The following is a 21,897-nucleotide window of genomic DNA, read 5'->3' as shown; positions in this document are numbered from 1 at the left end:
CAGGACATGTGCCGGCCAGGATAGCGGGACCCGCAGGGGGACGTGGGATCAGCTGGGCTGCGGCGATTGTGGTTCGGGCCTGCGTGTTGTAGGGACAAAGCCCCACCTTTTCCGCCGGACGGGCCGCTCCCAGATGGATCTTACGACAATTCTCGTCATATTCCTCGCCATCGGTGCAGGCTCGCTGGTCAAGGGCGCCACCGGCATGGGCATGCCGTTGATCGCCATTCCGATCATGGCCTCGTTCGTGAACCTGCAGCAGTCGATCTCGATCCTGCTGGTCCCGATCATCGTCTCCAATATCTGGCAGGCCTATGCCTGCAGGGACCAGAGGCGCGATCCGGCGATGAAATTCCTGGTTCCCATGCTGGTTTGTTGTGCCCTGGGCGTGATGGCGGGCACATGGTTCCTTACCACGGCGCCCGAGCGCGTGCTGTCGCTGTGCCTGGGGGTGTTGCTTCTGGCCTATCTGGGGCTGCGGCTGGCCAAGCCCAGCTTTCGGATCGGGCCCCGGAGCGCCCGCAAATGGGCCGCGCCGGCCGGGCTGGGCTCGGGGCTGCTCCATGGGGCCACGGGAATTTCCGCGCCCATCGGGGTGACCTTCATCCATGCCATGCGCTTTCCCCGCGAGGCGCACCTGTTTGCCGTGTCCTCGATGTTCCTGGTGCAGGCGCTGGTCCAGGCGCCCTCGCTCTGGGTTGCGGGGGTGCTCAGGCCCGAATGGCTGATCCAGGGCCTGTTCGCGCTGGTGCCGCTTGCGCTGCTGATGCCTGTGGGCGAGTGGTTGTCCTCGAAGCTTTCGGCCGGCACTTTCGACAGACTGATTTTAGTCTTTCTCGGGGTGATCGGGCTCAAGATGGCCCTCGGTCTTTAGAACGTTTCCAGGAAAAGTGGAAACACTTTTCCGGTTCGGAAACGTGACAAAACAGGAACTTAGCGGTCCTGTTCTGAATTCATCAGAACTAAAGTCCTGAAACGAGAAAGGGCGGTCCTTGAGGACCGCCCTTTTGCTTTATGGTGGTTTGCGTCAAGCCTTGTCAGGCTGCAACGAGGTTGCGCAGCACGTAGTGCAGGATGCCGCCGTGACGGTAATATTCGAGCTCGTCGAGGGTATCGATACGCAGGAGTACCGGCACCACCTCCTTGCGCCCGTCGGCAAAGGTGATGTCGAGCTCGAGGGTCTGGCGCGGCTCGATATGGGCAAGGCCCTTGATCGAAACGGTCTCGTCCCCGGTAATTCCCAGCGACTTCCACGATGCCCCGTCTTTAAAGACCAGCGGCAGGACGCCCATGCCCACGAGGTTGGAGCGGTGGATACGCTCGAAGCTCTCGGCGATGACGGCGCGCACGCCCAGAAGACGGGTGCCCTTGGCCGCCCAGTCGCGCGATGAGCCGGTGCCGTATTCCTTGCCGGCAAAGATCACCAGCGGGGTGTCCTTGGCTTTGTAGTCCATGGCCGCATCGTAGATCGGCACCACTTCGCCCGTGGGAGATTTGGTAAAGCCGCCCTCGGTGCCCGGGACCATCTGGTTGCGGATGCGGATGTTGGCGAAGGTGCCGCGCATCATCACTTCGTGGTTGCCGCGCCGGGCGCCAAAGGAGTTGAAATCCACCGGCTTGACCTGGCGATCGACCAGATACTTGCCCGCCGGGGTGCCGGCCTTGAACGAGCCGGCCGGGGAGATGTGGTCGGTCGTGATCGAATCGAGGAACAGCGAAAGCACGCGTGCATCCTCGATATCGGTGATGGCGTCGGGCTCCATGCTCATGTCTTCGAAATAGGGCGGGTTCTGCACATAGGTCGACGATGAGCTCCAGGAATAGGTCTCGCCGCCCTCGACCTTGATCTCCTGCCAGCGGCGGTCGCCCTTGAAGACGTCGCCATAGCGTGAGCGGAACATCTCGACGTCGATCGCGCTGCGCACAGTGTCGGCGATCTCGGTCGACGTCGGCCAGATATCCTTGAGATAGACGGGATTGCCGTCCCGGTCGTTGCCGAGCGGTTCTGTGGTGATGTCTACGGTCATCTTGCCGAGCAGCGAATAGGCGACCACCAGCGGGGGAGACGCGAGATAGTTGGCGCGCACGTCCGGATTGACCCGACCCTCGAAATTGCGGTTGCCCGAGAGCACCGAGACCGCGACCAGGTCGTTTTCGTTGATGGTCTTGGAGATGTCCTCGTCGAGCGGACCGGAATTGCCGATGCAGGTGGTGCAGCCATAGCCCACGGTATTGAAGCCGATGGCATCGAGATCTTCCTGCAGGCCCGAGCGGGTGAGGTATTCGGTGACGACCTGGGAGCCGGGCGCCAGCGACGTCTTGACCCATGGCTTGGGATGCAGGCCCTTTTCGCGGGCCTTGCGGGCAACCAGACCGGCCGCGACCAGAACGGAAGGGTTGGAGGTGTTGGTGCACGAGGTGATCGCGGCGATGACCACGTCGCCATCGGAGAGATGGAAGTCACGACCGGGCACCGCATAGCTGGTGTTGGCCGCGTCGTTGTCCTCGGGGGTATCGTGGGCACCCGTGGCGCCTTCGGCCACATAGCGGGCTTCCTGCTTGTCCGCGGCGTCCACGGCGGGAGCGCGCCCTCCCGAGATTTCCTCGAGCGCCTTGACGAAGGCGGTGGAGGCATCGGTCAGCGCCACGCGGTCCTGGGGCCGCTTGGGGCCCGCGAGCGAGGGCACGACGCTTGCAAGGTCGAGCTCGAGGGTGTCGGAGAACACCGGATCGGGATCGGCGTCGGTGCGGAACATGCCCTGGGCCTTGGCATAGGCTTCCACCAGCGCGACGCGGTTGGGGTCACGGCCCGTATCGGTGAGATACGAGATGGTCTCGCTGTCGATCGGGAAAAAGCCGCAGGTGGCGCCGTATTCGGGCGCCATGTTGGCGATGGTCGCCTTGTCCTCGAGCGAAAGGTTGGACAGGCCCGCGCCGTAGAACTCGACGAACTTGCCCACCACGCCCTTCTTGCGCAGCATTTCGGTGACGTGCAGCACCAGATCGGTGGCGGTGGTACCTTCGGGAAGCTTGCCGGTGAACTTGAAGCCGATCACTTCGGGGATGAGCATGGAGATGGGCTGGCCCAGCATCGCGGCTTCGGCCTCGATGCCGCCAACCCCCCAGCCGAGCACTGCAAGGCCGTTGACCATGGTGGTGTGGCTGTCGGTGCCCACCAGCGTATCGGGATAGGCCACTTCCTCGCCGCCCTCGGACTTTGTCCAGACGGTCTGTGCGAGATATTCGAGATTGACCTGGTGGCAGATACCGGTCCCGGGAGGCACGACACGGAAGTTCGAGAAGGCGGACTGGCCCCAGCGCAAAAATTCATAGCGCTCGCCATTGCGTTCGTATTCGCGCTCCACGTTCTGCTCGAACGCATTCGCGGTGCCGAAATAATCGACCATGACCGAGTGGTCGATCACGAGGTCGACGGGAACCAGCGGGTTGATCTTCTGGGGATCGGCGCCCAGCGTCTGGGTGGCGTCGCGCATGGCGGCCAGATCGACCACGGCGGGCACGCCGGTGAAGTCCTGCATCAGGACGCGTGCCGGACGGTAGGAAATCTCGTGGCCAGCCGCGCCCTTGTTGTCGAGCCAGCTCCTGACCGCCTCGATGTCGGGGCGGTGGACGGTGCGTCCGTCCTCGAACCGCAGCAGGTTCTCGAGCACCACCTTGAGGGAGTGAGGGAGCCGGGAAATGCCTTCAAGGCCGTTCTGCTCGGCGTCCTTGAGGGCATAGATCGTGTAGGCCTTGTTTCCGACGGTGAGGGTCTTTTTCGAATCAAAGCTGTTGGACTGGGTCACGCGGTCCGCCTTTCCTTATTGCAAGCAGGCTTGGGGCCGTTCCGCCGGGCCAAACGGCGCCTCCCGCGCCATCAAAAAGCGCGATCCTCCACCGCCGGCGGGCCGGTACCTGAAACTGGCTTCTCTATAATGAATCCAGTTTGCACTTGCCAGTGCGGACTTGGGACGACTATTGCAGCGCGATGGACCCATCGACCGGTTACCGGCCCGTTTCGCTCTCTGCTCCCCGCGTCAGTTGCGTGCGGGGTGGGCGGGTCGTCTTCGAGGATGTGGACCTCTCGGTCCCGCCGGGTTCGGCCCTCGTGCTGCGGGGCCCCAACGGGGCCGGCAAGAGCTCGGCGCTCCTGACGCTCGCCGGGCTGGTCGGGGAAAAAGACAAGAAGATAGAATGGGTTGGCGCTGATCCCGAGACCGAGCCGAGGACGCTCATCCATCTGGTCGGCCATCGTTCGGCGGTCCAGGATACCCTCACGGTCAGGGAAAATCTCGTCTTCTGGACGCGGGTTCTCGAGGGCCGGCAGGAGCGCGTCGCCGATGCGCTCGCGGCGAGCGGGCTGGCGCGTCTGGCCGATGCGCCCTGCGCTATTCTCTCGGCTGGGCAAACCCGGCGTCTCGCTTTGGCACGGCTGGTGGCCGTGCCCCGGCCGGTGTGGCTCCTGGACGAACCCACATCCGCGCTCGACGATGCGGGCGCGCGCTGGGTGCGCGAACTGGTGCTTGGCCATCTCGCCCGGGGTGGGCTTGCGGTCGCGGCGACCCATATTCCCCTGGGCATAGAGGAGGATGACGCGCGGGTGCGGGTGCTCGACCTTGGCGGGGAGACATTGCTGTGAGCGCGATCGGGGCGATCATCGGGCGTGAATTGCGCCTCTCCCTGCGCCAGGGCGGAGATCTACTGACGCTGCTCGTTCTCTTTATCGGCATCGGTGTGCTCGTGCCGCTCGCGGTTGGCCCCGATCGGGCGCTGCTCGCGCGGATCGCGCCCGGCATCATCTGGATCGCGGCGCTGCTCGCCCAGCTTCTGATCCATGACAGACTGTTTCGGGCCGATCACGAGGATGGCTCGCTTCTGGCTTTTCGTCACGCGGGGCTGCCGCTCGAGGCGATCGTCGGGGCCAAGCTCGTGGCGCACTGGATCACCGGCGGGTTGCCCGTCATCATTGCCGCGCCGCTGATGGGCGTGATGCTGGGGCTCGAGCCCATGACCGCTCTGGCGGCGGTGGGGGTTCTGGTGATCGGCACGCCCGCGCTCACGGCGCTCGTGGCAATCAGCGCGGCGATCACGGTGGGTTTACGCCGGGGCGGACTTGTCGCACCGGTGCTGATCTTGCCCCTGACCCTGCCTGTGCTTATTTTCGGCACGGGCGCGTTGAGCGCCTCGGCGATGGCGGCGCAGGGTCAGGCGGTGTTGCTTTTGGGCGCGCTGAGCCTCGTATCGGTGGCCATGGCGCCGTTCGCGGCCGCGGCGGCGCTGAAGATCTCTGGAGAATAGGGCACTGATGAGCGCTACCGAAAACCGTTCTGGTCCGCCGGGCCTGTGGACGCGAATTGCCCATCCCGGGCTGTTCCTGGGCTGGAGCCGGCATCTGGTGGTGCCGCTCGCGCTGCTGTGCATCGCATTGTTTGCGGTCGGGCTCTATTTTGCGTTTCCCGGCTCGCCTGCCGACTACCAGATGGGGGACACGGTGCGCATGATGTATGTGCATGTACCCAGCGCCTGGCTGAGCCAGTTCTGCTATGGGGTCATGTGCGTGTCGGCCATCGGCACGCTGGTCTGGCGCCACCCCATGGCCGATGTGAGCCAGAAGGCGGCCGCGCCGCTGGGGGCCGCGTTCACGGCCCTGGCGCTCTTTACGGGGTCGATGTGGGGCCGGCCCACCTGGGGGACGTTCTGGGAATGGGACGGGCGCATGACTTCGACGCTGATCCTGCTCTTTATCTATCTCGGGATCGTCGCGCTCTGGCGCGCCTTTGACGACCAGCTCAAGGCGGCACGGGTGATCGCGGTCTTCACCCTCGTGGGGGCGATCAACATCCCGATCATCAAGTTCTCGGTGGACTGGTGGCAGACGCTCCATCAGCCGGCCTCGGTGTTCCGGCTGGACGGTCCGACCATCGATACGGCCATGCTGGTACCGCTGCTCGTGATGACCGGCGCCTTTTCGGTGCTGTTCCTCACGCTTCATCTGGTGGGCATGCGCACCGAAATCGGCAAGCGGCGCGTGCGGAGCCTGCAGACCGCGCTGGCGCGGGCCGAAGGTGGCGCGCGATGATCGCGCTGGGCGCCCATTTCGGGTTCATCGCGGCGGCGTATGTCGGAACCGCAGTCGTCATCGGCGGACTGGTGACCTGGATCGCGGCCGATGCGCGGCGCACCCGGACGCGGATCGCTGCGCTCGAAGCGGCGCGCGAGCGGGCCGGGGACCGGCGGTGACGGGCCGGGCGCGCATCGTTCTCGCGCTGGTGCCGCTCGTGGTGCTGGCCGGGCTCGTCGCGGTCTTTGCGGCGCTGATGGGCCGTGACACGTCCTATGTGCCCTCGGCGCTGCTCGACAGGCCGGCCCCCGCGTTCGCGCTCGCCGCGCTCGAGGGGCACGATCAGCCCGGGTTCGGCACGGCGGACCTGGCGGGCAACGGGGTGTCGGTGGTCAACGTCTTTGCGAGCTGGTGCGTGCCGTGCCGGGCCGAGCATCCCTTTCTCATGGATCTGGCCGAGCGGGATGTGGCGCGCGTCTACGGGATCAATTATGACGATCCGCCCGAAAATGCCCGGGCCTTTCTTGCCGAGCTGGGCAATCCCTACGCCCGGGTGGGGGCCGATCGGGACCGCCGGGCGGGGATCGAATGGGGGGTTTACGGGGTGCCCGAGACCTTCGTGGTCGACGCCGAGGGCATCATCACCTTCAAGCATGTGGGTCCGCTGACTGCCGAGAGCTACGCCGAGCGGCTGCTTCCGGCCATCGAGGAAGCTGCAGGACGCTGACGGGATCGGGGCTGAAATAGCCTTGGCCTGAGGCTTTTCCTGGCCCACAATCGGTCAGGGCACGAAATGCCCCACCGAATCATTGCCGGGGACGACCATGACGCGCGGTCCGGAGACATCAATGGCACGCTGCGCATGTGGGCAGGTGGAACTGGCGCTGAAGGCTCGGCCGTTCCTATCGGCGGTCTGCTATTGCGACGATTGTCAGGCCGCGGGCAGAACGATCGGCCGGCTGGAAGGCACGCACACGCCGCTCGAAGCCGATCGGGGCACGGCCTATGTACTGGTGCGCAAGGACCGTGTCTCGGTGCAGAGGGGCGCGGATCGGCTGGCCGAGTTCAGGCTCGCTCCCTCTTCGCCCACCCGAAGGGTGATCGCGACATGCTGCAACACGCCCATGTTCCTCGATGTGGCCCCGGCTCATTGGGTCACGGTCTATCGCGACCGGCTGGCGCCCGAGGATCGTCCGGCGATCGAAATGCGGGTGATGACGCGGCACCGGGCGTCGGCATTGCCCTATCCAGATGCGGCCTCGCGCCACGCGGGGCACACCGGGCGGTTTTTTCTCAAGGTTCTGGGCGCGTGGATCTCGATGGGCTTTCGGCGGCCGCGCCTTGCGCCTTATCCTCACATCTCGCTCTGAGCGCCCTTGGCCGCGGCCTTGACCGGATCGGCGGCCTCCTCGGCCTCGTGCCCGTCCGGGGCGTATTTGGTCAGGAGCGGCACCTGAGCAATGGCGAAGGCCATGGTGATGGGCATGATGCCCCAGACCTTGAAGGCCACCCAGAAATCGTCGGAGAAATTGCGCCAGACGACCTCGTTGACGATGGCGAGAAAGAAGAAGAACAGGCCCCAGCGCAGGGTGAGCAGGTACCAGCCGCGCTCCTTGAGCCGGTAGACCTCACCGAACACATAGCGCAGCAGCGACTGGCCAAAGCCCAGCCCGCCTAGAAGGACCGAGCCGAACAGCACATTGGTGATGGTGGGCTTGAGCTTGATGAACAACGCGTCCTGGAAATAGATCGTCATGCCGCCAAAGACCAGCACCACGACGCCGGTGACCAGCGGCATCACGGGGATGCGCTTCATGATGATCCTGGAAAGCACCAGCGAGATCGCCATGGCGACCATGAACACCGCGGTGGCAAAGATGATGGGCTGGCTGAACCAGGCCTGGAGCGCGGGGAACGCTTCTAGAATGCGCTCGCCCTGGGCGTTGACGATGAAGAAGACGACCAGCGGGCCCAGCTCGAGGGCCAGCTTGATGATCTGGGGCTTGAGTTCGTCCCAGCCCGCCTCTTGCGATTTCGCCTGGCTGTCGGCCATGTGGTCTTACTCCCTGCCTGCGATGGCGCGTGCGAACTCGTCGGCGGAAAAGGGCTCTAGATCCCCAATCGCCTCGCCCACGCCGATGAAATGGATCGGCAAGCCGAATTTCTGCGCGATGGCCACGAGGATGCCGCCGCGCGCGGTGCCGTCGAGCTTTGTCATCACCAGACCGGTCACGCCCGCCTTATTGCCGAAGATTTCGACCTGATTAAGGGCGTTCTGGCCCGTTGTGGCATCAAGGGTCAAAAGCGTGGCGTGGGGAGCCTCGGGATCGCGCTTCTTGATGACGCGGATGATCTTTTCGAGCTCGTCCATCAATTCGGTGCGGTTCTGGAGCCGGCCGGCGGTATCGATGATCACGACATCGGTGCCGTCCTCCTGGCCCTTTTTCACCGCATCAAAGGCAAGGCCCGAGGCATCCGCGCCGGTTGGGCGGGTCAGGACCTCGACATCCGAGCGCGTGCCCCAGACCTGCAGCTGCTCGACGGCGGCGGCCCGGAAGGTGTCTCCGGCCGCCAGCAGCACCGATTTTCCCTCCGAGCGGTATTTGGCGGTGAGCTTGCCGATCGTCGTGGTCTTGCCCGATCCGTTCACCCCCACCATCAGGATGACGAAGGGTTTTTTGCCCGTATCGATCTCGAGCGGCCGGGCCACCGGCGCGAGAACGGCGGCGACTTCCTCGGCGAGGGTGGCGCGGACCTCCTCGGGGGCTACGTCCCTGTCGAATTTTTCGGCCCGGAGCCTGTCGGTGATCGCCGTGGCGGTTTCGATGCCCAGATCGGCGGCGATCAGGGTGTCTTCGAGCTCCTCGAGCGTGGCTTCGTCCAGCCGCCTTTTGGTGAAGATCGCCTGGATCGAGGTGCCCAGTGTGTCGGACGAGCGCTTGAGGCCCGATTTCAGCCGCGCGAACCAGCCTTGCGGTTCGTCGGGCTGAGCGGGCTGCGGCTCAAGCTGTCCGGGCGCGGCATCGGGCTCCGGGGTGGAGGCCGCAGGAGCTTCGGGGTCCGGCTCTGCGCTCAGCGCGCGCTTTTCCCTGACCTCCCGGGGCTGGTCGAGAGGGTCGAGGATATCGTCGGGCACCGGCGGCTCGTGCTCGGGTGGATTGGGGTGCCCGGCCTTGAGCCATTCGGCCTGCATTTCCGGTGGTGCGGCGTCCGGGGTATTGTCGCTGGTGCCGGCCGGAGCTTCCTCGCTTGCGGGGGCTTGCGGGGCCGCCTCGGCCCGGCGCTCCTCGCGCAGGGCCTTAAGGCTTTCCTCCTCGCCGCGCGGGTCCTCGGTCGCGCGCTCGAGCGCCTGTTCGGCATCGGAACTCGGTGCCGGCTTTTCGCCGAACAGCCGCCCCCAGAAGCCGGGCTTTCTGGTGTCGCTCATGCCGCCTGTCTCCTGGATTGGGCCACCAGACCCTCGGGGGCAACCGAGGCCATCTCGACGGCGATGATCTCGCCGGGCGTGCCGGCCTCGAGCCTGACGGGCACGAATTGTTCGGTCCGGCCCATGGTTTCGCGTTCCACGAGCACGTTTTCCATGCGCCCGACCCGGGAAGCGCACAGGCGGGCGAACTGTTCCTCGCCCAGAGCGCGCAATTGCTCGGCGCGCTTTTTCGCGGTCGCTCTGGCCACCTGCGGCATCCGGGCCGCAGGAGTTCCCTCGCGGGGCGAGAAGGGGAAGACGTGCAGATAGGTGAGGTCTGCCCTTTTGACGAAATCGAGCGTGTTGGCGAACATGGCGTCGGTTTCGGTGGGAAAGCCCGCGATGATGTCGGCGCCAAACACCATTTCGGGGCGCAGGGCGCGCAGCTTGTCGACGATGGCGAAGGCGTCGTCCCGGCTGTGGCGGCGCTTCATGCGCTTCAAGATCATGTCGTCGCCCGATTGCAGCGAGAGGTGCAGGTGCGGCATCAGCCGGGTGTCGGACGCCACCGCATCGTAAAGCGCCTGGTCGGCCTCGATGGAATCGATCGAGGAAATCCTCAGGCGGGGCAGCTCGGGCACGTGGCGCAGGATCGACTGGGTGAGCTTGCCCAGGGTGGGGGTGCCGGGAAGGTCGCCGCCGTAGGAGGTGATATCGACGCCGGTCAGGACGATCTCGCGATAGCCATTGTCACAGAGCCGTTTGATCTGGTCGACCACGACCCCCATGGGCACCGAGCGTGAGGGGCCCCGGCCGAAGGGGATGATGCAGAACGTGCAGCGGTGGTCGCATCCGTTCTGGACCTGAACGAAGGCGCGGGCGCGCCCGTCCAGCCCGTCGATCAGGTGGCCCGCGGTCTCGGTCACGCTCATGATGTCGTTGACCTGGACCTTGTCGTTCAGCGGCACCCCGAAGGCGATGGGGCGATAGCTTTCGGCCTTGAGCTTGTCGTTGTTGCCGATCACCAGATCGACCTCGGCCATGTCGCCGAAATCGCGCGCCTGGGTCTGGGCGGCGCAGCCGGTCACGACGATCCGCGCACCGGGATTGTCCCGCCGCGCCTTGCGGATCGACTGCTTGGCCTGACGCACCGCTTCGGCGGTCACCGCGCAGGTGTTGATGATGATCGCGTCGGTGAGCCCGGACTTTTCCGCCTCGGCCTTGATGACTTCGGATTCATAGGCGTTGAGCCGGCAGCCGAAGGTGATGGTCTCGATGCTCATGCGGCGCTCTCTGTGAAAAGCGCGGCCGGAATCTCACCCTCCCCGTCGAGCGCGAAGGGCCCGGTCATCACAATGTGATCGTCGGCGCGCCATTGGATGTGCAGCTCCCCGCCCGGGAGCTCGATGGTCACCGCCCGGTCGGTGAGCCCCTTGCGGGCGGCGGCGACCGCGGTGGCGCACGCGGCGGTGCCGCACGCCAGGGTCAGGCCCGCCCCGCGCTCCCAGACCTTGATCCGGATCCGGTCGGGCGCGAGCACCTGGGCGATGGTGATGTTGGCGCGTTCGGGGAAGATCGGGTGGTTCTCAAGGAGCGGGCCGAACCTGGCCAGATCGTGGGCCTCGAGATCGGCGACCCAGAAGATGGCGTGGGGATTGCCGACATTGACGACGGATGGGGAATGGAGAACGGGCGCGTCGATCGGCCCGATCTGGAGCTCGATCGCGGTGGTGTCGGCGAAGGGTTCGGCGAGCGGGATGGCGTTCCAGTCAAACCGGGGCCGGCCCATGTCCACACTGGCGGTGTCGCCATCGATCCGGGCGTTGAGGATATCGGCATTGGTGCGCAGGGTGATCGCATCGCGGCCCGTCTCGCCGGCCAGAAGCCCGGCAATGCAGCGGGTGGCGTTGCCGCAGGCGTCAACTTCCCCGCCCTCGGCATTGTAGATGCGCATGAAGGCATCCACGCCCTGGACCGTGTCGGGCTCGATGACGATCAGCTGGTCGCAGCCGATGCCGGTCGTGCGATCAGAGATCGCCCGCACCTGGTCGGCATCCAGCGAAACAGGACGCGCGCGCGCGTCAAGCACGACGAAATCGTTGCCCAGTCCGTTCATCTTGAGATAGCGCAGCGGCGCGGTCATCGTTTCGCTCGGTGCCAGAGGGTCGCGTAATGGGGACCTATATGGAGGAAAAGCGGCGCGATTTCCAGTTTCCCCCTCGATTTGTTGACTCACCGGCAACCCGACCGTATAAGCCGCGCAAACTCTAGTCATGTTCCGTGACCCGAGCCACTGGCTCGCCCGAGAGGCGAGCGGTCACCACCCGCCAGCGCGTTGCGCCCGCGGGTGCGATTTGGTTTTGTGGCACAAGACGCCATATTGGCAGCGGACCTTCGAGTAGAGCAACGGGATTGGTGAGCATGTTCGAGAGCCTGAGCGACCGCCTAGGCAGCATATTTTCCGGGCTTACGGGCCGGGGCGCGCTGAGCGAAGCCGATGTTTCGGCGGCGCTGCGGGAAGTGCGCCGGGCCCTGATCGAGGCGGACGTCTCGCTCGAAGTGGTGCGCGCCTTTGTCGAGCAGGTGCGGGCGCGCGCCGTGGGCGTGGAGGTCACCCGGTCGGTCAAGCCCGGCCAGCAGGTGGTCAAGATCGTCCATGACGAGCTGGTCGCGGTGCTGGGCCAGGAGGGCAGCCCGATCTCGCTCAATGCCCCGGCTCCCGTTGCCATCCTGATGGTCGGCCTGCAGGGCTCGGGCAAGACCACCACCACGGGCAAGATCGCCAAGCGACTTAGCGAAAAGCAGAACAAGCGCGTCCTGCTCGCCTCGCTCGATACGCGCCGGCCCGCGGCCATGGAGCAGCTGGCGACGCTCGGGGCCCAGATCGGGGTGGATACGCTCCCGATCGTTTCCGGCCAGTCGGCGGTCGAGATCGCCCGCCGGGCGCTCGATAGCGCCCGCAAGGGCGGCTATGACGTGGTAATGCTCGATACTGCCGGGCGCACCCATATCGACGAAGAGCTGATGGAAGAGACGGCCCAGATCAAGGCCGTTTCCAATCCCCATGAAGTGCTTCTGGTCGCCGACAGCCTTACAGGCCAGGACGCGGTCAACCTCGCGCGCTCGTTCGATCAGCGTGTGGACATCACCGGTATTGTTCTGACACGCGTTGACGGCGACGGGCGCGGGGGCGCAGCGCTTTCCATGCGCGCGGCCACGGGCAAGCCCATCAAGCTGATCGGCGTGGGCGAAAAGATGGACGCGCTCGAGGATTTCCATCCCAAGCGCATCGCCGACCGCATTCTGGGCATGGGCGACATCGTCTCGCTGGTGGAAAAGGCCGCGGCCAACGTCACCGCCGAAGACGCCCAGAAGATGGCCAAGAAGATGAAGAAGGGTCAGTTCGACCTGGACGATCTGATGGGCCAGCTACTCCAGATGAAGAAGATGGGCGGCATGGCCTCGCTCATGGGCATGATGCCGGGTATGGGCGCGATGAAAAAGCAGCTCTCTCCCGACAAGCTCGACGACAAGGTCTTCGATCGGCAGGTCGCGATCATCCAGTCCATGACCAAGACCGAACGCGCGCGGCCCGAGCTTCTCAACGCCTCGCGGCGCAAGCGCATCGCCAAGGGTGCGGGCGTCGAGGTTTCCGAGATCAACAAGCTCATCAAGATGCACCGGCAAATGGCCGACATGATGAAGAAGGTCTCGCGCGGCGGCGCCGGTGGCCTGGCCTCGATGTTCGGGGGCATGGGCAAGAAGATGCTTGGGGGCGGCGGCATGCCCGCGGACATGGACCCCGCCCAGCTCGAGGAGATGGCGCGCGCCGCCGGGGTGGATCCGGCTACGCTGACCGGCGGGGCCGGGGGTGCCAAGGCGCTGCCCGAAAAGCTCCCGGACGATTTTTCCAAGCTCTCCAAGTCCAGTGGTCCGGGTCTTCCCGGGCTCGGCGGCAATTCGCGGTTTCCGGGTCTGCCCGGCCTTTCGGGCCTTCCCGGCAAGAAGAAGTAACCCTCAATTCCGACTCCAAAGACGAAAGACCAAAGACATGGCTATCAAAATCCGCCTGGCGCGTGCCGGCTCCAAGAAGCGCCCCTACTACCACATCGTCGTGGCCGATGCCCGCGCGCCGCGCGACGGCCGTGTGATCGAGCGTATCGGCTCGTACAACCCCATGCTGACCAAGGACGACGAAAAGCGCATCGTTCTGGACACCGAGCGGGCCCAGCACTGGGTGTCGATCGGAGCGCAGCCGACCGAGCGCGTCGAGCGGTTCCTCGATGCCGCCGGTCTGGTCAAGCGCACCGAGCGCAACAACCCCAACAAGGCCAAGCCGGGCGCCAAGGCTCTCGAGCGCCTCGAGGAAAAGAAGGCCGCAGAGGAAGCCGCCAAGGCCGCTGCTGAGGCTCCGGCCGAAGAGGCACCGGCCGAAGAAGCCGGCGCCGAGTAAGCTTCGGTGTCCGGGGCCAAAAAGCCTGACAACCGCATTCTCGTGGGTCGCCTCGGTGCGGCCCACGGCATTTCCGGCGAAATCCGTCTCTCCTCGTTCACCGAGGAGCCGATGGCCATCGCCTCCTATGGTCCGCTCCTGACCGACCAGGCAGGCCTTGTGGTCACCATCGAAAAGGCGCGACCGGCCAAGACCGTGCTCATCGCCCGCCTTGCGGGCGTAAAAGACCGCACTGGGGCCGAAAAGCTCAACGGGGTCTCGCTCTATATCGACCGCGCGCAGCTGGCCGAGACCGAAGACGACGAATTCTATCACGCGGATCTGATCGGGCTGAAGGCCCTCGACCGTGACGGTGCGGTTCTCGGGGTGGTGACCGGTGTGGTCAATTTCGGGGCCGATGATCTGCTTGACCTGCGGCTCGAGGCGGGCGGTTCGGCCTATCTGCCGTTCACACGGGCGATTGTGCCCGAGGTCTCGCTTGCCCAAGGCCATCTCGTGGTGGTGCCGCCCGAAGGCTGGCTTGACGATACGCCGCGCGACCCCCAGGACAAGGACACCTGAGCTATGGCTTCTGGCGGCACAACCGGCTGGCAGGCTTCGGTCATCACCCTTTTTCCCGAGCTGTTCCCCGGACCGCTGGGCGCTTCGGTGATCGGGCGGGGAATAGAGCGGGGCGCGTTCTCGCTCGAGACCCATTCCCTGCGCGATTTTGCCACCGACAGGCACCGGACGGTGGACGATACGCCGGCGGGCGGCGGGGCGGGCATGGTTCTGCGGCCCGACATCCTCGCCAGGGCCATCGACCATGCCGCTCCGGAAGGCGACACGCGCCCAAGGATAGTGATGAGCCCGCGCGGGGTGCCGCTCACCCAGGAGCGGGTGCGCGCGCTCGCAGCCGGACCCGGTGCAGTGATCGTCTGCGGGCGGTTCGAGGGGATCGACCAGCGGGTGATCGACGCCAGGGCGCTCGAGGAGATCTCGATCGGGGATTACGTGCTGGCCGGTGGCGAAGTGGCGGCCATGGTGCTGATCGAGGCGGTGGCGCGGCTGTTGCCCGGTGTTCTGGGCGCCGGGGCGAGTGCGGGCGAGGAAAGTTTCGAGGACGGGTTGCTCGAATACCCCCAGTATACCCGGCCCCAGAGTTTCGAGGGGCGTGAGATTCCGGGCGTTCTGGTCTCGGGCGATCACGGCAGGGTCGCCCAGTGGCGGCTCGAACAGGCCAGGGAGCTGACCCGGACGCGCCGGCCCGACCTCTGGGCGCGCTACAGGCCCTAGCCGCTGGGCTCTGGACTCGCGGGCCTATTCCATATATAGCCCGCGCCGACGTGCAGGAATGCTCCGTCCAACCAAGACCGGGTGCCCAAAGGGCGCTCCAGTGAAAAGATCAGAACGGATCCAACGACATGAACATTATCCAGCAGCTCGAGAAAGAGCAGAGCGAAGCCCTTCTGGCCAAGCGTTCGGTCCCGGAATTTTCCCCGGGCGACACCGTCAAGGTGTGGGTGCGCATCCGTGAAGGTGAAAAAGAGCGTTTGCAGGCCTATGAGGGCGTCGTGATCGCCCGCTCGGGTTCGGGCATCGCCGAGAGCTTCACCGTGCGCAAGATTTCCTATGGCGAGGGCGTGGAGCGTGTGTTCCCGGTGCTCTCCCCGATGATCGACCGGATCGAAGTGCTCAAGCGCGGCAAGGTGCGGCGCGCCAAGCTCTACTATCTGCGTGACCGTCGCGGCAAATCCGCCCGTATCTTTGAATCGACCAACGCGCGCACCAAGAAGATCGAGGCCGAAGAGCGTCAGGCCGCTTCGGAAGCCAAGGCCGCACGCGAGGCCGAGAAGGTCGCCGCTGCCGAGGCTCTCGCCCGCGAGACGGCCGAAAAGGAAGCAGCCGAAAAGGCCGCTCAGGATGCCGCTGCCGCCGAGGCCGCAGCCGCAGAGAACAGCGAAGAGTCCAAATCCGAGTAATCGGCCTCTTTTTCGCGACACTTTCGAGCCCGGTCGCTTCTTGTGGCCGGGCTTTTCGTATCCGGGCCTGTTATGGGGTCCTGTGAGGGCGCGATTGAACCGCGGTGCGCCTCGGGGCGTTGAGGGGCCATGACCAAACTGAGACCATCACGCGTCCATGAGGCGCTGGGCCCGGATTTCTTCGATCCGGTTGCCCCTGCGGACTTTCCTGAAACCATCGTGCGGTATCGCAACCAGCGCTGGGCAGGCAAGGTGGGACTTGGCGACCTCGATACGGATGCCTGGGTCTCCCATTTCGGGCGCTTCGCGCCGATCGAGGGGAGCTTTGGCCAGCCCCTGGCCCTGCGCTATCATGGCCACCAGTTCCAGAGCTACAATCCGGCCCTGGGGGACGGGCGCGGCTTTCTCTTTGCCCAGCTTCTCGATGCGCAGGGGCGGCTGCTCGATCTGGGCACCAAGGGATCGGGCACCACGCCCTGGTCCCGGGGCGGAGATGGGCGGCTCACCCTCAAGGGCGGCGTGCGCGAAGTCCTGGCCACCACCATGCTCGAAGCGCTGGGGGTCGATACCTCCAAGAGCTTCTCACTCATCGAGACGGGCGAACATTTGCTGCGCGGGGACGAGCCGTCGCCGACGCGGTCGAGTGTCCTCGTGCGGCTTTCGCACTCCCATATCCGGGTGGGCACGTTCCAGCGCCTCTCCTATCTCAATGACAGTGCGGGGCTCGAGCGGCTGGTTGCGCACTGCATCGCCCATTATTATCCCGCGCTCGCAGGGCAAGGCGCGCCGGCGCTTCTCGGGGCGGCGAGCGAGGCGGTGGCGCGGACCGGGGCGCGCATGGTCGCGGCCGGTTTCATCCATGGCGTGCTCAATACCGATAACGTCAACATCACGGGCGAGTGCTTCGATTACGGGCCCTGGCGGTTTCTCGACACCTATGATCCCGATTTCACCGCGGCGTATTTCGACGAGACCGGGCTTTATGCCTTCGGCCGGCAGCCAGACGCGCTGGCCTGGACCATGACCCGGCTTGCCGAAGCGCTGCTGCCCATCTCCACCCCCGAGGCGCTCGAGCCCGAGCTCAACCGGTTCTGGCCTGCCTTCCAGCGCGAGCTTGCCGATGCCGTGATCGATCGGCTCGGGCTCGTGCCGTCTCCGGATGCGGACGAAAACCACGCGCTGGTGGTTGCGTTCTTCCGCGCTCTGGACGACGCAAAGCCTCCCTATGAGCAGGTTTATTTCGATCTGAGGGGCGGGCCGGGCGATCGCGCCCGGCTCGAGGCGAGCCCGTTGGCGGCGGTCCATGCCGGCGAGGCGTTCGCGCCGCTCCTCGAACAGATGGCCGGTTTTTCCGCGCGTCCGGATGCACGCGCCCATTCCTATTTCGCCCGCACGCGGCCCAGGACCATGCTGATCGGGGAGGTCGAAGCGCTGTGGGGCGCCATTGCCGACCGGGACGACTGGGCGCCCCTCAAGGGCGCGCTCGGGGAAATCGAGGAGATGAGAGAGGCCTATACGCCCCGGCCAGGTGGCCTGGAAGGGGCTGGAGAGGAAAATTTCACCGTCATGTGACTGGCGGGCGCGGCGGGATAGGCCTACAAATCTGGCCCATGGGAATGATCCGTCACATCGGCCTCGTCGTCTGCTCGGCGCTTGCGCTTGGCACCGCTCCGCTCGTTGCCGAGGAGACTGCACAGCCGCGTGCGGTGGTCGAGCTCTTTACCAGCCAGGGATGCTCGTCCTGTCCGCCGGCCGACGCGCTTCTCGCCCAGCTGGGCGCGCGCGACGATATCATCGCGCTCGCCTATCACGTGGACTATTGGGATTATGTAGGCTGGGAAGACACCTTCGCGCTGCCCGCCCATGGGGAACTGCAGAAATCCTATGCCTCGCTTTGGGGCAAAAACCGCGTCTACACCCCGCAATTCGTGGTCAATGGCGCGGTCGGCGTGCCCGGCTCGCAGATCGCGGGCATCGGGGACGTGCTGGCCCAGCAATCCCTGCCGGTGGGCGTCGTGCTCGCCCGCGGAGACCAGCAGGACCTTGCGGTCGAGATTCCGGGCAACGGGCAGTTCTCGGACGCGGTGATCTGGCTGGTGTCGTTCCGCGAGCGCGGGGACGTGACCATCGAGCGCGGCGAGAATTCGGGCAAGTCGCTCAGCTACACCCACATCGTCACCGGCCGCCAGGCCGTAGGCATGTGGAGCGCCAGGGAGGGGGCAAGCCTGAGGCTTCCAATGCCGGAAATTACTTCGCCCTCAAGCGACGGGCTGGCGATTCTGGTGCAGGAAAAGGTGGGGGAATTGCCCGGTCCGATCGTCGGTGCCGCGGTGATCGACGCCACACCCTGATCATCTGATCGTTCGGACAAAAGAACGACCGGCCAACCGGAACCAAGGTTTGGGGGCTCGGTGATTCCGGCCGGCCGGCCACTGGAGGCAATGATCGTTTCTAGCGGCCCAATATGGCTTGGTGGAGGAGAGATTGTGTCGCCAATAGGTTCATTTTCCGACCGGGCCGGGGATGGCCGCCCAATTGTGCGGGCCGGGTTGCGCGACCGGAAAATCGGAGCGATCATGACCGTGATGTGACACGGATCAGAAAGCGGAGCATCGGATTGACGGACGGCGCGGGCGAGCAGCGAAATCTTCAAACACCACCTGCAGCAGGAGACGGATTTCGCGGCGGTCGGGCGCCGGCCAAAGTCAGTTTTCATCGCTCGGAACTGGCGGTCATCCTCAATGTCTACGGCAAGAAAGTCTCGGCCGGGGAATGGCGCGACTATGCGATCGACATGCTGCGCGACCGTGCGCTGTTCTCGATCTACCAGCGGGCCTCCGAACGTCCGCTCTATGTGATCGAGAAGGATCCCCGCCTGGCCCGCAAGCAGGGGCAGTACCTTGTCTATGGGATGGACGGACGGGTGCTCAAGCGCGGGCATGATCTGCATGCCGTGCTGCGGATCCTTGACCCCCACCTCGTCATCGTCCGGTAGAGTTCCTGTTCTGATTGAATCAGAACAGGAGCTTTAAGTCTTTGATTTGTAGCGGCAGCGCTCAAGCCTCTGGAGCGCTGCAGGGCGTCCTGGACGCAGAATGAAAAAAGGGCCCGCGGAGGATATCCGCGGGCCCTTGATGGTTTGGGGTCGGGTCGCGCGCTATTCGCGGTTGCCGAAGAGACGCAGCAGCATCAGGAACAGGTTGATGAAATCCAGATACAGCGTCACGGCGCCCATGATGGCGAGCTTGCCGAGGCCTTCGTGGCCTATGTGCTCGGCATAGGCTTCCTTGATCTTCTGGGTATCATAGGCGGTGAGGCCCACAAAGATCAGCACGCCGACCGCCGAGATGGCGAAGTCGAGAACCGGGCTGGCCAGGAAGATGTTCACGATCATCGCGATGATCAGGCCCATCAGGCCCATGAACAGGAATCCGCCAAGGCTCGTGAGGTCACGCTTGGTCGTGTAGCCGTAAAGGCTCATGGAGCCGAACATCGCAGCGGTGATAAAGAAGACCTTCGCGATCGACGCCCCGGTGTAGACCAGGAAGATCGACGAGAGCGAAAGACCCATGACCGTCGCAAACGCCCAGAAGACGATCTGGGCTGTGCCAAAGCTCATCTTGTTGATGCCGAAGCTCAGCGCCAGGACGAAGGCGAAGGGCGACAGCGCGATGATCCACATCAGCGGGCTGCCGTAGACCGCCTGCGCGATCGCGGGATCGGACAGCGTCCATTGCGAGAAGAAATAGGCGACAACGCCCGTGAGGGCGAGGCCCAGTCCCATATAGTTGTAAACGCGCAGCATGTGCGCGCGCAGGCCTTCATCGATCTCCGCGGCGGTGCCGGCGCGGGACGCGTAGGCCCTACGGTCGAGTTCTGCCATAATGTCTCCATCCTCGATACGTGTTGCATGGGCACGCCCTTTTTCCGGGCACGCGCCAATTGCTTGATAATATGGCGATGGCCCTGCCGATTTACAAGAAAAACCGGTGTGAACAGGGTGCGGGTGGAGGATCGGGCGCCAGGAGGTGTTTCCCTTGGTCGCCATCTCGCGCTAGAGTCTGGCCTCGTGCCGGCCATTTCAATTTCCCGGGAGCCAGATCATGCCCAGGCTGTTCACCGGCATCGAAATTCCCCCATCGATCGGCTTTGCCCTGTCGCTCAAGCGCGGCGGGCTGCACGGGGCGCGCTGGATTGACCCGCAAAACTACCATATCACCCTGCGCTATATCGGGGAGGTAGACCACCGAAGCGCCCAAGAGGCGCTCGACGCGCTGGACCGCGCGGGCTATCGCGAGCCGTTCACGATCACGCTCGACCGGCTGGCGGTTTTCGGCGGCAACAAGCCGCGGGCGCTCTATGCAGGGGTTGTGCCCCATCCCGAGCTGCTCGACCTGCAGGCCGAGCATGAGCGGCTCTTGCACCGCGTGGCGCTGCTTTCGCCACAAGGACGCAAATTCTTGCCCCACGTGACCCTCGCACGTCTGCGTGATACCGCTGCCCGGGAGGTGGCCGCCCATATCGCCGCTTCGGGACGGTTTGAGCCGCTTTCGTTTTCCGTCCGGCGGTTCGTGGTCTATTCGTCCCGCGAATCGGGGGGCGGGGGCCCCTACATCGTCGAGCAGGACTATCCGCTGGCCGCCTGAGCGTTCAGCCGCAATTCAGCAGCGATCGCGCACAATTGCCTTCGATACCGGGGCTTCACGCATGGGAAGTCAAAATGCGAACAAATTTGCACATGATTTTGCCGCACGCGTCAGGGGAAATTTCCCGGCGTTTGCAGCTTGGTAACCATAATGGGCGAACCTGCCGGTTCAGTCGAGCAACGCCCCGATGAGGAAAGGTTTGGCAATGACGTCTTCGATGGCCGTCTTGGGATGCCGCGCTGCGGCGAGCGCATTGATGGCAGTTGGGCTCGCGCTGGGTCTGGCATCTCCTGCGCTCTCTGCCACCCAGCTCGATACCTTCGACTTCTGGACCGCCTGGTCCGACGAAGTGTCCGGAGAAAGAATCTGCTATGTCGCCTCCCAGCCGCAGACCACCGAGCCGGGCAGTCTCAACCACGGGTCGACCAATCGCGTGATCGTGACGATAAGGCCGTCCAATCGCAACGAAGTGGCCGTGACTTCCGGCTTCCCGCTCCACGAGACCAATGCCAACGGGGCCATGACCGTGGACGGCCAGCGCTATCCGCTGGTGACCGATGGACAGGCTGGTTGGCTGGCGAGCGCTGAAGACGAGCCCGGGTTCGTCGGCTCCATGCGGGCTGGCTCGACGCTGGTGGTCCAGCTCACCTCGCGGGCCGGCAACGAGACGCGTCACACCTATTCGCTGCGCGGGGTTACCGCCGCGCTCGACCGTGCGGCGCAGGACTGCCCGGCGTGAGCCGCGACGGTACCGATATCCGGTCTCCAGCCAAGGGGAGATCGGGACCGCCGCCTGGAAACACACAGCAGAAGGGTCTCATCGTGGCCATATCCCGCGCCCAACTGAAAACCTTGCCGGCCCTGCTCGTGGCCGGCTGCGCGCTCATGGCCATTCCGGCTGCCGCGCAGTCGGTTCGTATTCTGGGCGACCACAGCGCGTGGTCGGCCTATGCGGCGGGCGAGGGAACCGGTCAGGTTTGCTTTTCCCTGAGCCGGCCCACCGCCACCGAACCGGTTCCCGAAGGGTTCACCGAAGCCTATTTCTACATCACCCACCGGCCCGCCGAGAGCGTGCGCGAGGAAATCAACCTCGTGGCCGGCTACCAGTTCGCCGCCGACAGCACGGCGACGCTGGCGGTGGGCGATCAGAGTTTTGCGCTCTATACCCGTGGCGATGCCGCCTGGATGGCCGATACGGGGCTTTCGGACCAAGCCGCTGCCGCAATCCGCGCCGGGGCGACCATGACCATCACCGGGACCAGCGATCGGGGCGTCTCGGTGCGCCAGACGTTCTCGCTTGCGGGCGCCACCGCCGCCTCCGGGGACATAAACGAGGCCTGCTAGGTCCAGACCGTGCGGCCCGGTTTCGC

General features: G+C 65.1%; 24 protein-coding genes. 18 read left to right on the top strand and 6 right to left on the bottom strand.

The features are described from left to right. The first annotated feature begins 133 nt into the window (after positions 1 to 133). A complete protein-coding gene (locus EO136_RS06920; RefSeq protein WP_127143738.1) occupies positions 134 to 874 on the top strand; it encodes a sulfite exporter TauE/SafE family protein in 741 nt (246 codons plus the stop codon). A gap of 163 nt (positions 875 to 1,037) precedes the next feature. On the opposite strand, the gene acnA is transcribed toward EO136_RS06920, so the two are convergent. Then, positions 1,038 to 3,806: an aconitate hydratase AcnA gene (acnA, locus tag EO136_RS06915; RefSeq protein ID WP_127143737.1), complete on the bottom strand. Its 2,769-nt coding sequence runs from the start codon at positions 3,804 to 3,806 to the stop codon at positions 1,038 to 1,040. Positions 3,807 to 3,988: 182 nt separating this feature from the next. Here acnA and ccmA point away from each other — a divergent pair, with 182 nt between their 5' ends. The 6 genes from ccmA to EO136_RS06885 all read left to right on the top strand — a co-directional run bounded on the left by ccmA (position 3,989) and on the right by EO136_RS06885 (position 7,431). Continuing rightward, complete coding sequence (gene ccmA, locus EO136_RS06910) at positions 3,989 to 4,639, top strand: heme ABC exporter ATP-binding protein CcmA (protein ID WP_127143736.1); 651 nt, start codon at positions 3,989 to 3,991, stop codon at positions 4,637 to 4,639. Then, positions 4,636 to 5,298 carry a heme exporter protein CcmB gene (gene ccmB, locus EO136_RS06905; protein WP_127143735.1) on the top strand — a complete coding sequence of 221 codons (663 nt, stop codon included), beginning with the start codon at positions 4,636 to 4,638 and terminating at the stop codon, positions 5,296 to 5,298. Before ccmA ends, ccmB begins: the two co-directional genes overlap by 4 nt. Before the next feature lie 7 nt (positions 5,299 to 5,305). Next, entirely contained in the window at positions 5,306 to 6,079 is a 774-nt protein-coding gene (locus EO136_RS06900; protein WP_127143734.1) for a heme ABC transporter permease, read from the top strand. Beyond that, positions 6,076 to 6,240, top strand: coding sequence for a heme exporter protein CcmD (gene ccmD / locus EO136_RS06895; protein WP_127143733.1), 165 nt, complete (start codon positions 6,076 to 6,078; stop codon positions 6,238 to 6,240). Before EO136_RS06900 ends, ccmD begins: the two co-directional genes overlap by 4 nt. Then, positions 6,237 to 6,788, top strand: a complete 552-nt coding sequence (locus EO136_RS06890) for a DsbE family thiol:disulfide interchange protein (protein WP_127143732.1) — start codon at positions 6,237 to 6,239, stop codon at positions 6,786 to 6,788. Before ccmD ends, EO136_RS06890 begins: the two co-directional genes overlap by 4 nt. Positions 6,789 to 6,909: 121 nt before the next feature. Beyond that, the gene (locus EO136_RS06885; RefSeq protein WP_127143731.1) at positions 6,910 to 7,431 is read left to right on the top strand and encodes a GFA family protein; all 522 of its coding nucleotides are present in this window, start codon (positions 6,910 to 6,912) and stop codon (positions 7,429 to 7,431) included. Here EO136_RS06885 and EO136_RS06880 read toward each other — a convergent pair. The 4 genes from EO136_RS06880 to dapF are packed head-to-tail and all read right to left on the bottom strand — an operon-like array spanning position 7,416 to position 11,610. After that, positions 7,416 to 8,114: a septation protein A gene (locus EO136_RS06880; protein ID WP_127143730.1), complete on the bottom strand. Its 699-nt coding sequence runs from the start codon at positions 8,112 to 8,114 to the stop codon at positions 7,416 to 7,418. The genes EO136_RS06885 and EO136_RS06880 overlap by 16 nt on opposite strands. A 6-nt stretch (positions 8,115 to 8,120) precedes the next feature. Next, positions 8,121 to 9,488 (bottom strand): signal recognition particle-docking protein FtsY, encoded by a 1,368-nt coding sequence (ftsY, locus tag EO136_RS06875; protein ID WP_127143729.1) that lies wholly within the window; start codon positions 9,486 to 9,488, stop codon positions 8,121 to 8,123. After that, positions 9,485 to 10,750: a tRNA (N(6)-L-threonylcarbamoyladenosine(37)-C(2))-methylthiotransferase MtaB gene (mtaB, locus tag EO136_RS06870; RefSeq protein WP_127143728.1), complete on the bottom strand. Its 1,266-nt coding sequence runs from the start codon at positions 10,748 to 10,750 to the stop codon at positions 9,485 to 9,487. The genes ftsY and mtaB overlap by 4 nt, the downstream gene beginning before the upstream one ends. Beyond that, positions 10,747 to 11,610, bottom strand: a complete 864-nt coding sequence (gene dapF, locus EO136_RS06865) for a diaminopimelate epimerase (protein WP_206513284.1) — start codon at positions 11,608 to 11,610, stop codon at positions 10,747 to 10,749. The genes mtaB and dapF overlap by 4 nt, the downstream gene beginning before the upstream one ends. Before the next feature lie 278 nt (positions 11,611 to 11,888). Between dapF and ffh the strand changes: the two genes are divergently transcribed. The 8 genes from ffh to EO136_RS06825 all read left to right on the top strand — a co-directional run bounded on the left by ffh (position 11,889) and on the right by EO136_RS06825 (position 18,876). Beyond that, positions 11,889 to 13,481 (top strand): signal recognition particle protein, encoded by a 1,593-nt coding sequence (gene ffh / locus EO136_RS06860; RefSeq protein WP_127143727.1) that lies wholly within the window; start codon positions 11,889 to 11,891, stop codon positions 13,479 to 13,481. Positions 13,482 to 13,518: 37 nt separating this feature from the next. Beyond that, the gene (gene rpsP, locus EO136_RS06855) at positions 13,519 to 13,920 is read left to right on the top strand and encodes a 30S ribosomal protein S16 (protein WP_127143726.1); all 402 of its coding nucleotides are present in this window, start codon (positions 13,519 to 13,521) and stop codon (positions 13,918 to 13,920) included. Between the two features lie 6 nt (positions 13,921 to 13,926). Beyond that, the gene (rimM, locus tag EO136_RS06850) at positions 13,927 to 14,481 is read left to right on the top strand and encodes a ribosome maturation factor RimM (protein WP_127143725.1); all 555 of its coding nucleotides are present in this window, start codon (positions 13,927 to 13,929) and stop codon (positions 14,479 to 14,481) included. Between the two features lie 3 nt (positions 14,482 to 14,484). Further along, positions 14,485 to 15,195: a tRNA (guanosine(37)-N1)-methyltransferase TrmD gene (trmD, locus tag EO136_RS06845; protein ID WP_127143724.1), complete on the top strand. Its 711-nt coding sequence runs from the start codon at positions 14,485 to 14,487 to the stop codon at positions 15,193 to 15,195. Between the two features lie 128 nt (positions 15,196 to 15,323). Then, a complete protein-coding gene (gene rplS / locus EO136_RS06840) occupies positions 15,324 to 15,881 on the top strand; it encodes a 50S ribosomal protein L19 (protein ID WP_127143723.1) in 558 nt (185 codons plus the stop codon). 129 nt (positions 15,882 to 16,010) lie between these two features. Then, entirely contained in the window at positions 16,011 to 17,453 is a 1,443-nt protein-coding gene (locus tag EO136_RS06835) for a protein adenylyltransferase SelO family protein (RefSeq protein WP_127143722.1), read from the top strand. A 44-nt stretch (positions 17,454 to 17,497) separates the two neighbouring features. Then, positions 17,498 to 18,232 (top strand): DUF1223 domain-containing protein, encoded by a 735-nt coding sequence (locus EO136_RS06830; protein WP_164730474.1) that lies wholly within the window; start codon positions 17,498 to 17,500, stop codon positions 18,230 to 18,232. Positions 18,233 to 18,498: 266 nt separating this feature from the next. Further along, entirely contained in the window at positions 18,499 to 18,876 is a 378-nt protein-coding gene (locus EO136_RS06825; RefSeq protein ID WP_246018283.1) for a DUF2794 domain-containing protein, read from the top strand. A 162-nt stretch (positions 18,877 to 19,038) separates the two neighbouring features. Here the strand turns inward: EO136_RS06825 and EO136_RS06820 are convergent, their stop codons facing one another. Continuing rightward, positions 19,039 to 19,764 (bottom strand): Bax inhibitor-1/YccA family protein, encoded by a 726-nt coding sequence (locus EO136_RS06820; RefSeq protein ID WP_127143719.1) that lies wholly within the window; start codon positions 19,762 to 19,764, stop codon positions 19,039 to 19,041. 220 nt (positions 19,765 to 19,984) lie between these two features. Between EO136_RS06820 and thpR the strand changes: the two genes are divergently transcribed. The 3 genes from thpR (at position 19,985) to EO136_RS06805 (ending at position 21,871) form a co-directional block, all read left to right on the top strand. Continuing rightward, a complete protein-coding gene (gene thpR / locus EO136_RS06815; protein ID WP_127143718.1) occupies positions 19,985 to 20,527 on the top strand; it encodes an RNA 2',3'-cyclic phosphodiesterase in 543 nt (180 codons plus the stop codon). 205 nt (positions 20,528 to 20,732) lie between these two features. Next, positions 20,733 to 21,266, top strand: a complete 534-nt coding sequence (locus tag EO136_RS06810) for an invasion associated locus B family protein (RefSeq protein WP_127143717.1) — start codon at positions 20,733 to 20,735, stop codon at positions 21,264 to 21,266. Positions 21,267 to 21,349: 83 nt separating this feature from the next. Continuing rightward, a complete protein-coding gene (locus EO136_RS06805; protein ID WP_127143716.1) occupies positions 21,350 to 21,871 on the top strand; it encodes an invasion associated locus B family protein in 522 nt (173 codons plus the stop codon). Positions 21,872 to 21,897 lie beyond the last annotated feature (26 nt).

It is taken from the genome of Pelagibacterium montanilacus (assembly GCF_003992665.1).
In the GTDB taxonomy this organism is placed as follows: Bacteria; Pseudomonadota; Alphaproteobacteria; order Rhizobiales; family Devosiaceae; genus Pelagibacterium; species Pelagibacterium montanilacus.
The sequence above is the reverse complement of the archived record's forward strand: the minus strand, read 5'-3'. Positions and strand labels throughout refer to the sequence as shown.

What these genes read in the sequence shown, in the direction of transcription:
- EO136_RS06920 (WP_127143738.1), top strand. Translation starts at nt 134, where the DNA reads ATGGATCTTACGACAATTCTCGTCATATTCCTCGCCATCGGTGCAGGC.
- ccmA (WP_127143736.1), top strand. Translation starts at nt 3,989, where the DNA reads ATGGACCCATCGACCGGTTACCGGCCCGTTTCGCTCTCTGCTCCCCGC.
- EO136_RS06900 (WP_127143734.1), top strand. Translation starts at nt 5,306, where the DNA reads ATGAGCGCTACCGAAAACCGTTCTGGTCCGCCGGGCCTGTGGACGCGA.
- ccmD (WP_127143733.1), top strand. Translation starts at nt 6,076, where the DNA reads ATGATCGCGCTGGGCGCCCATTTCGGGTTCATCGCGGCGGCGTATGTC.
- EO136_RS06885 (WP_127143731.1), top strand. Translation starts at nt 6,910, where the DNA reads ATGGCACGCTGCGCATGTGGGCAGGTGGAACTGGCGCTGAAGGCTCGG.
- EO136_RS06880 (WP_127143730.1), bottom strand. Translation starts at nt 8,114, where the DNA reads ATGGCCGACAGCCAGGCGAAATCGCAAGAGGCGGGCTGGGACGAACTC.
- ftsY (WP_127143729.1), bottom strand. Translation starts at nt 9,488, where the DNA reads ATGAGCGACACCAGAAAGCCCGGCTTCTGGGGGCGGCTGTTCGGCGAA.
- mtaB (WP_127143728.1), bottom strand. Translation starts at nt 10,750, where the DNA reads ATGAGCATCGAGACCATCACCTTCGGCTGCCGGCTCAACGCCTATGAA.
- dapF (WP_206513284.1), bottom strand. Translation starts at nt 11,610, where the DNA reads ATGACCGCGCCGCTGCGCTATCTCAAGATGAACGGACTGGGCAACGAT.
- ffh (WP_127143727.1), top strand. Translation starts at nt 11,889, where the DNA reads ATGTTCGAGAGCCTGAGCGACCGCCTAGGCAGCATATTTTCCGGGCTT.
- rpsP (WP_127143726.1), top strand. Translation starts at nt 13,519, where the DNA reads ATGGCTATCAAAATCCGCCTGGCGCGTGCCGGCTCCAAGAAGCGCCCC.
- trmD (WP_127143724.1), top strand. Translation starts at nt 14,485, where the DNA reads ATGGCTTCTGGCGGCACAACCGGCTGGCAGGCTTCGGTCATCACCCTT.
- rplS (WP_127143723.1), top strand. Translation starts at nt 15,324, where the DNA reads ATGAACATTATCCAGCAGCTCGAGAAAGAGCAGAGCGAAGCCCTTCTG.
- EO136_RS06835 (WP_127143722.1), top strand. Translation starts at nt 16,011, where the DNA reads ATGACCAAACTGAGACCATCACGCGTCCATGAGGCGCTGGGCCCGGAT.
- EO136_RS06830 (WP_164730474.1), top strand. Translation starts at nt 17,498, where the DNA reads ATGATCCGTCACATCGGCCTCGTCGTCTGCTCGGCGCTTGCGCTTGGC.
- EO136_RS06820 (WP_127143719.1), bottom strand. Translation starts at nt 19,764, where the DNA reads ATGGCAGAACTCGACCGTAGGGCCTACGCGTCCCGCGCCGGCACCGCC.
- thpR (WP_127143718.1), top strand. Translation starts at nt 19,985, where the DNA reads ATGCCCAGGCTGTTCACCGGCATCGAAATTCCCCCATCGATCGGCTTT.
- EO136_RS06810 (WP_127143717.1), top strand. Translation starts at nt 20,733, where the DNA reads ATGACGTCTTCGATGGCCGTCTTGGGATGCCGCGCTGCGGCGAGCGCA.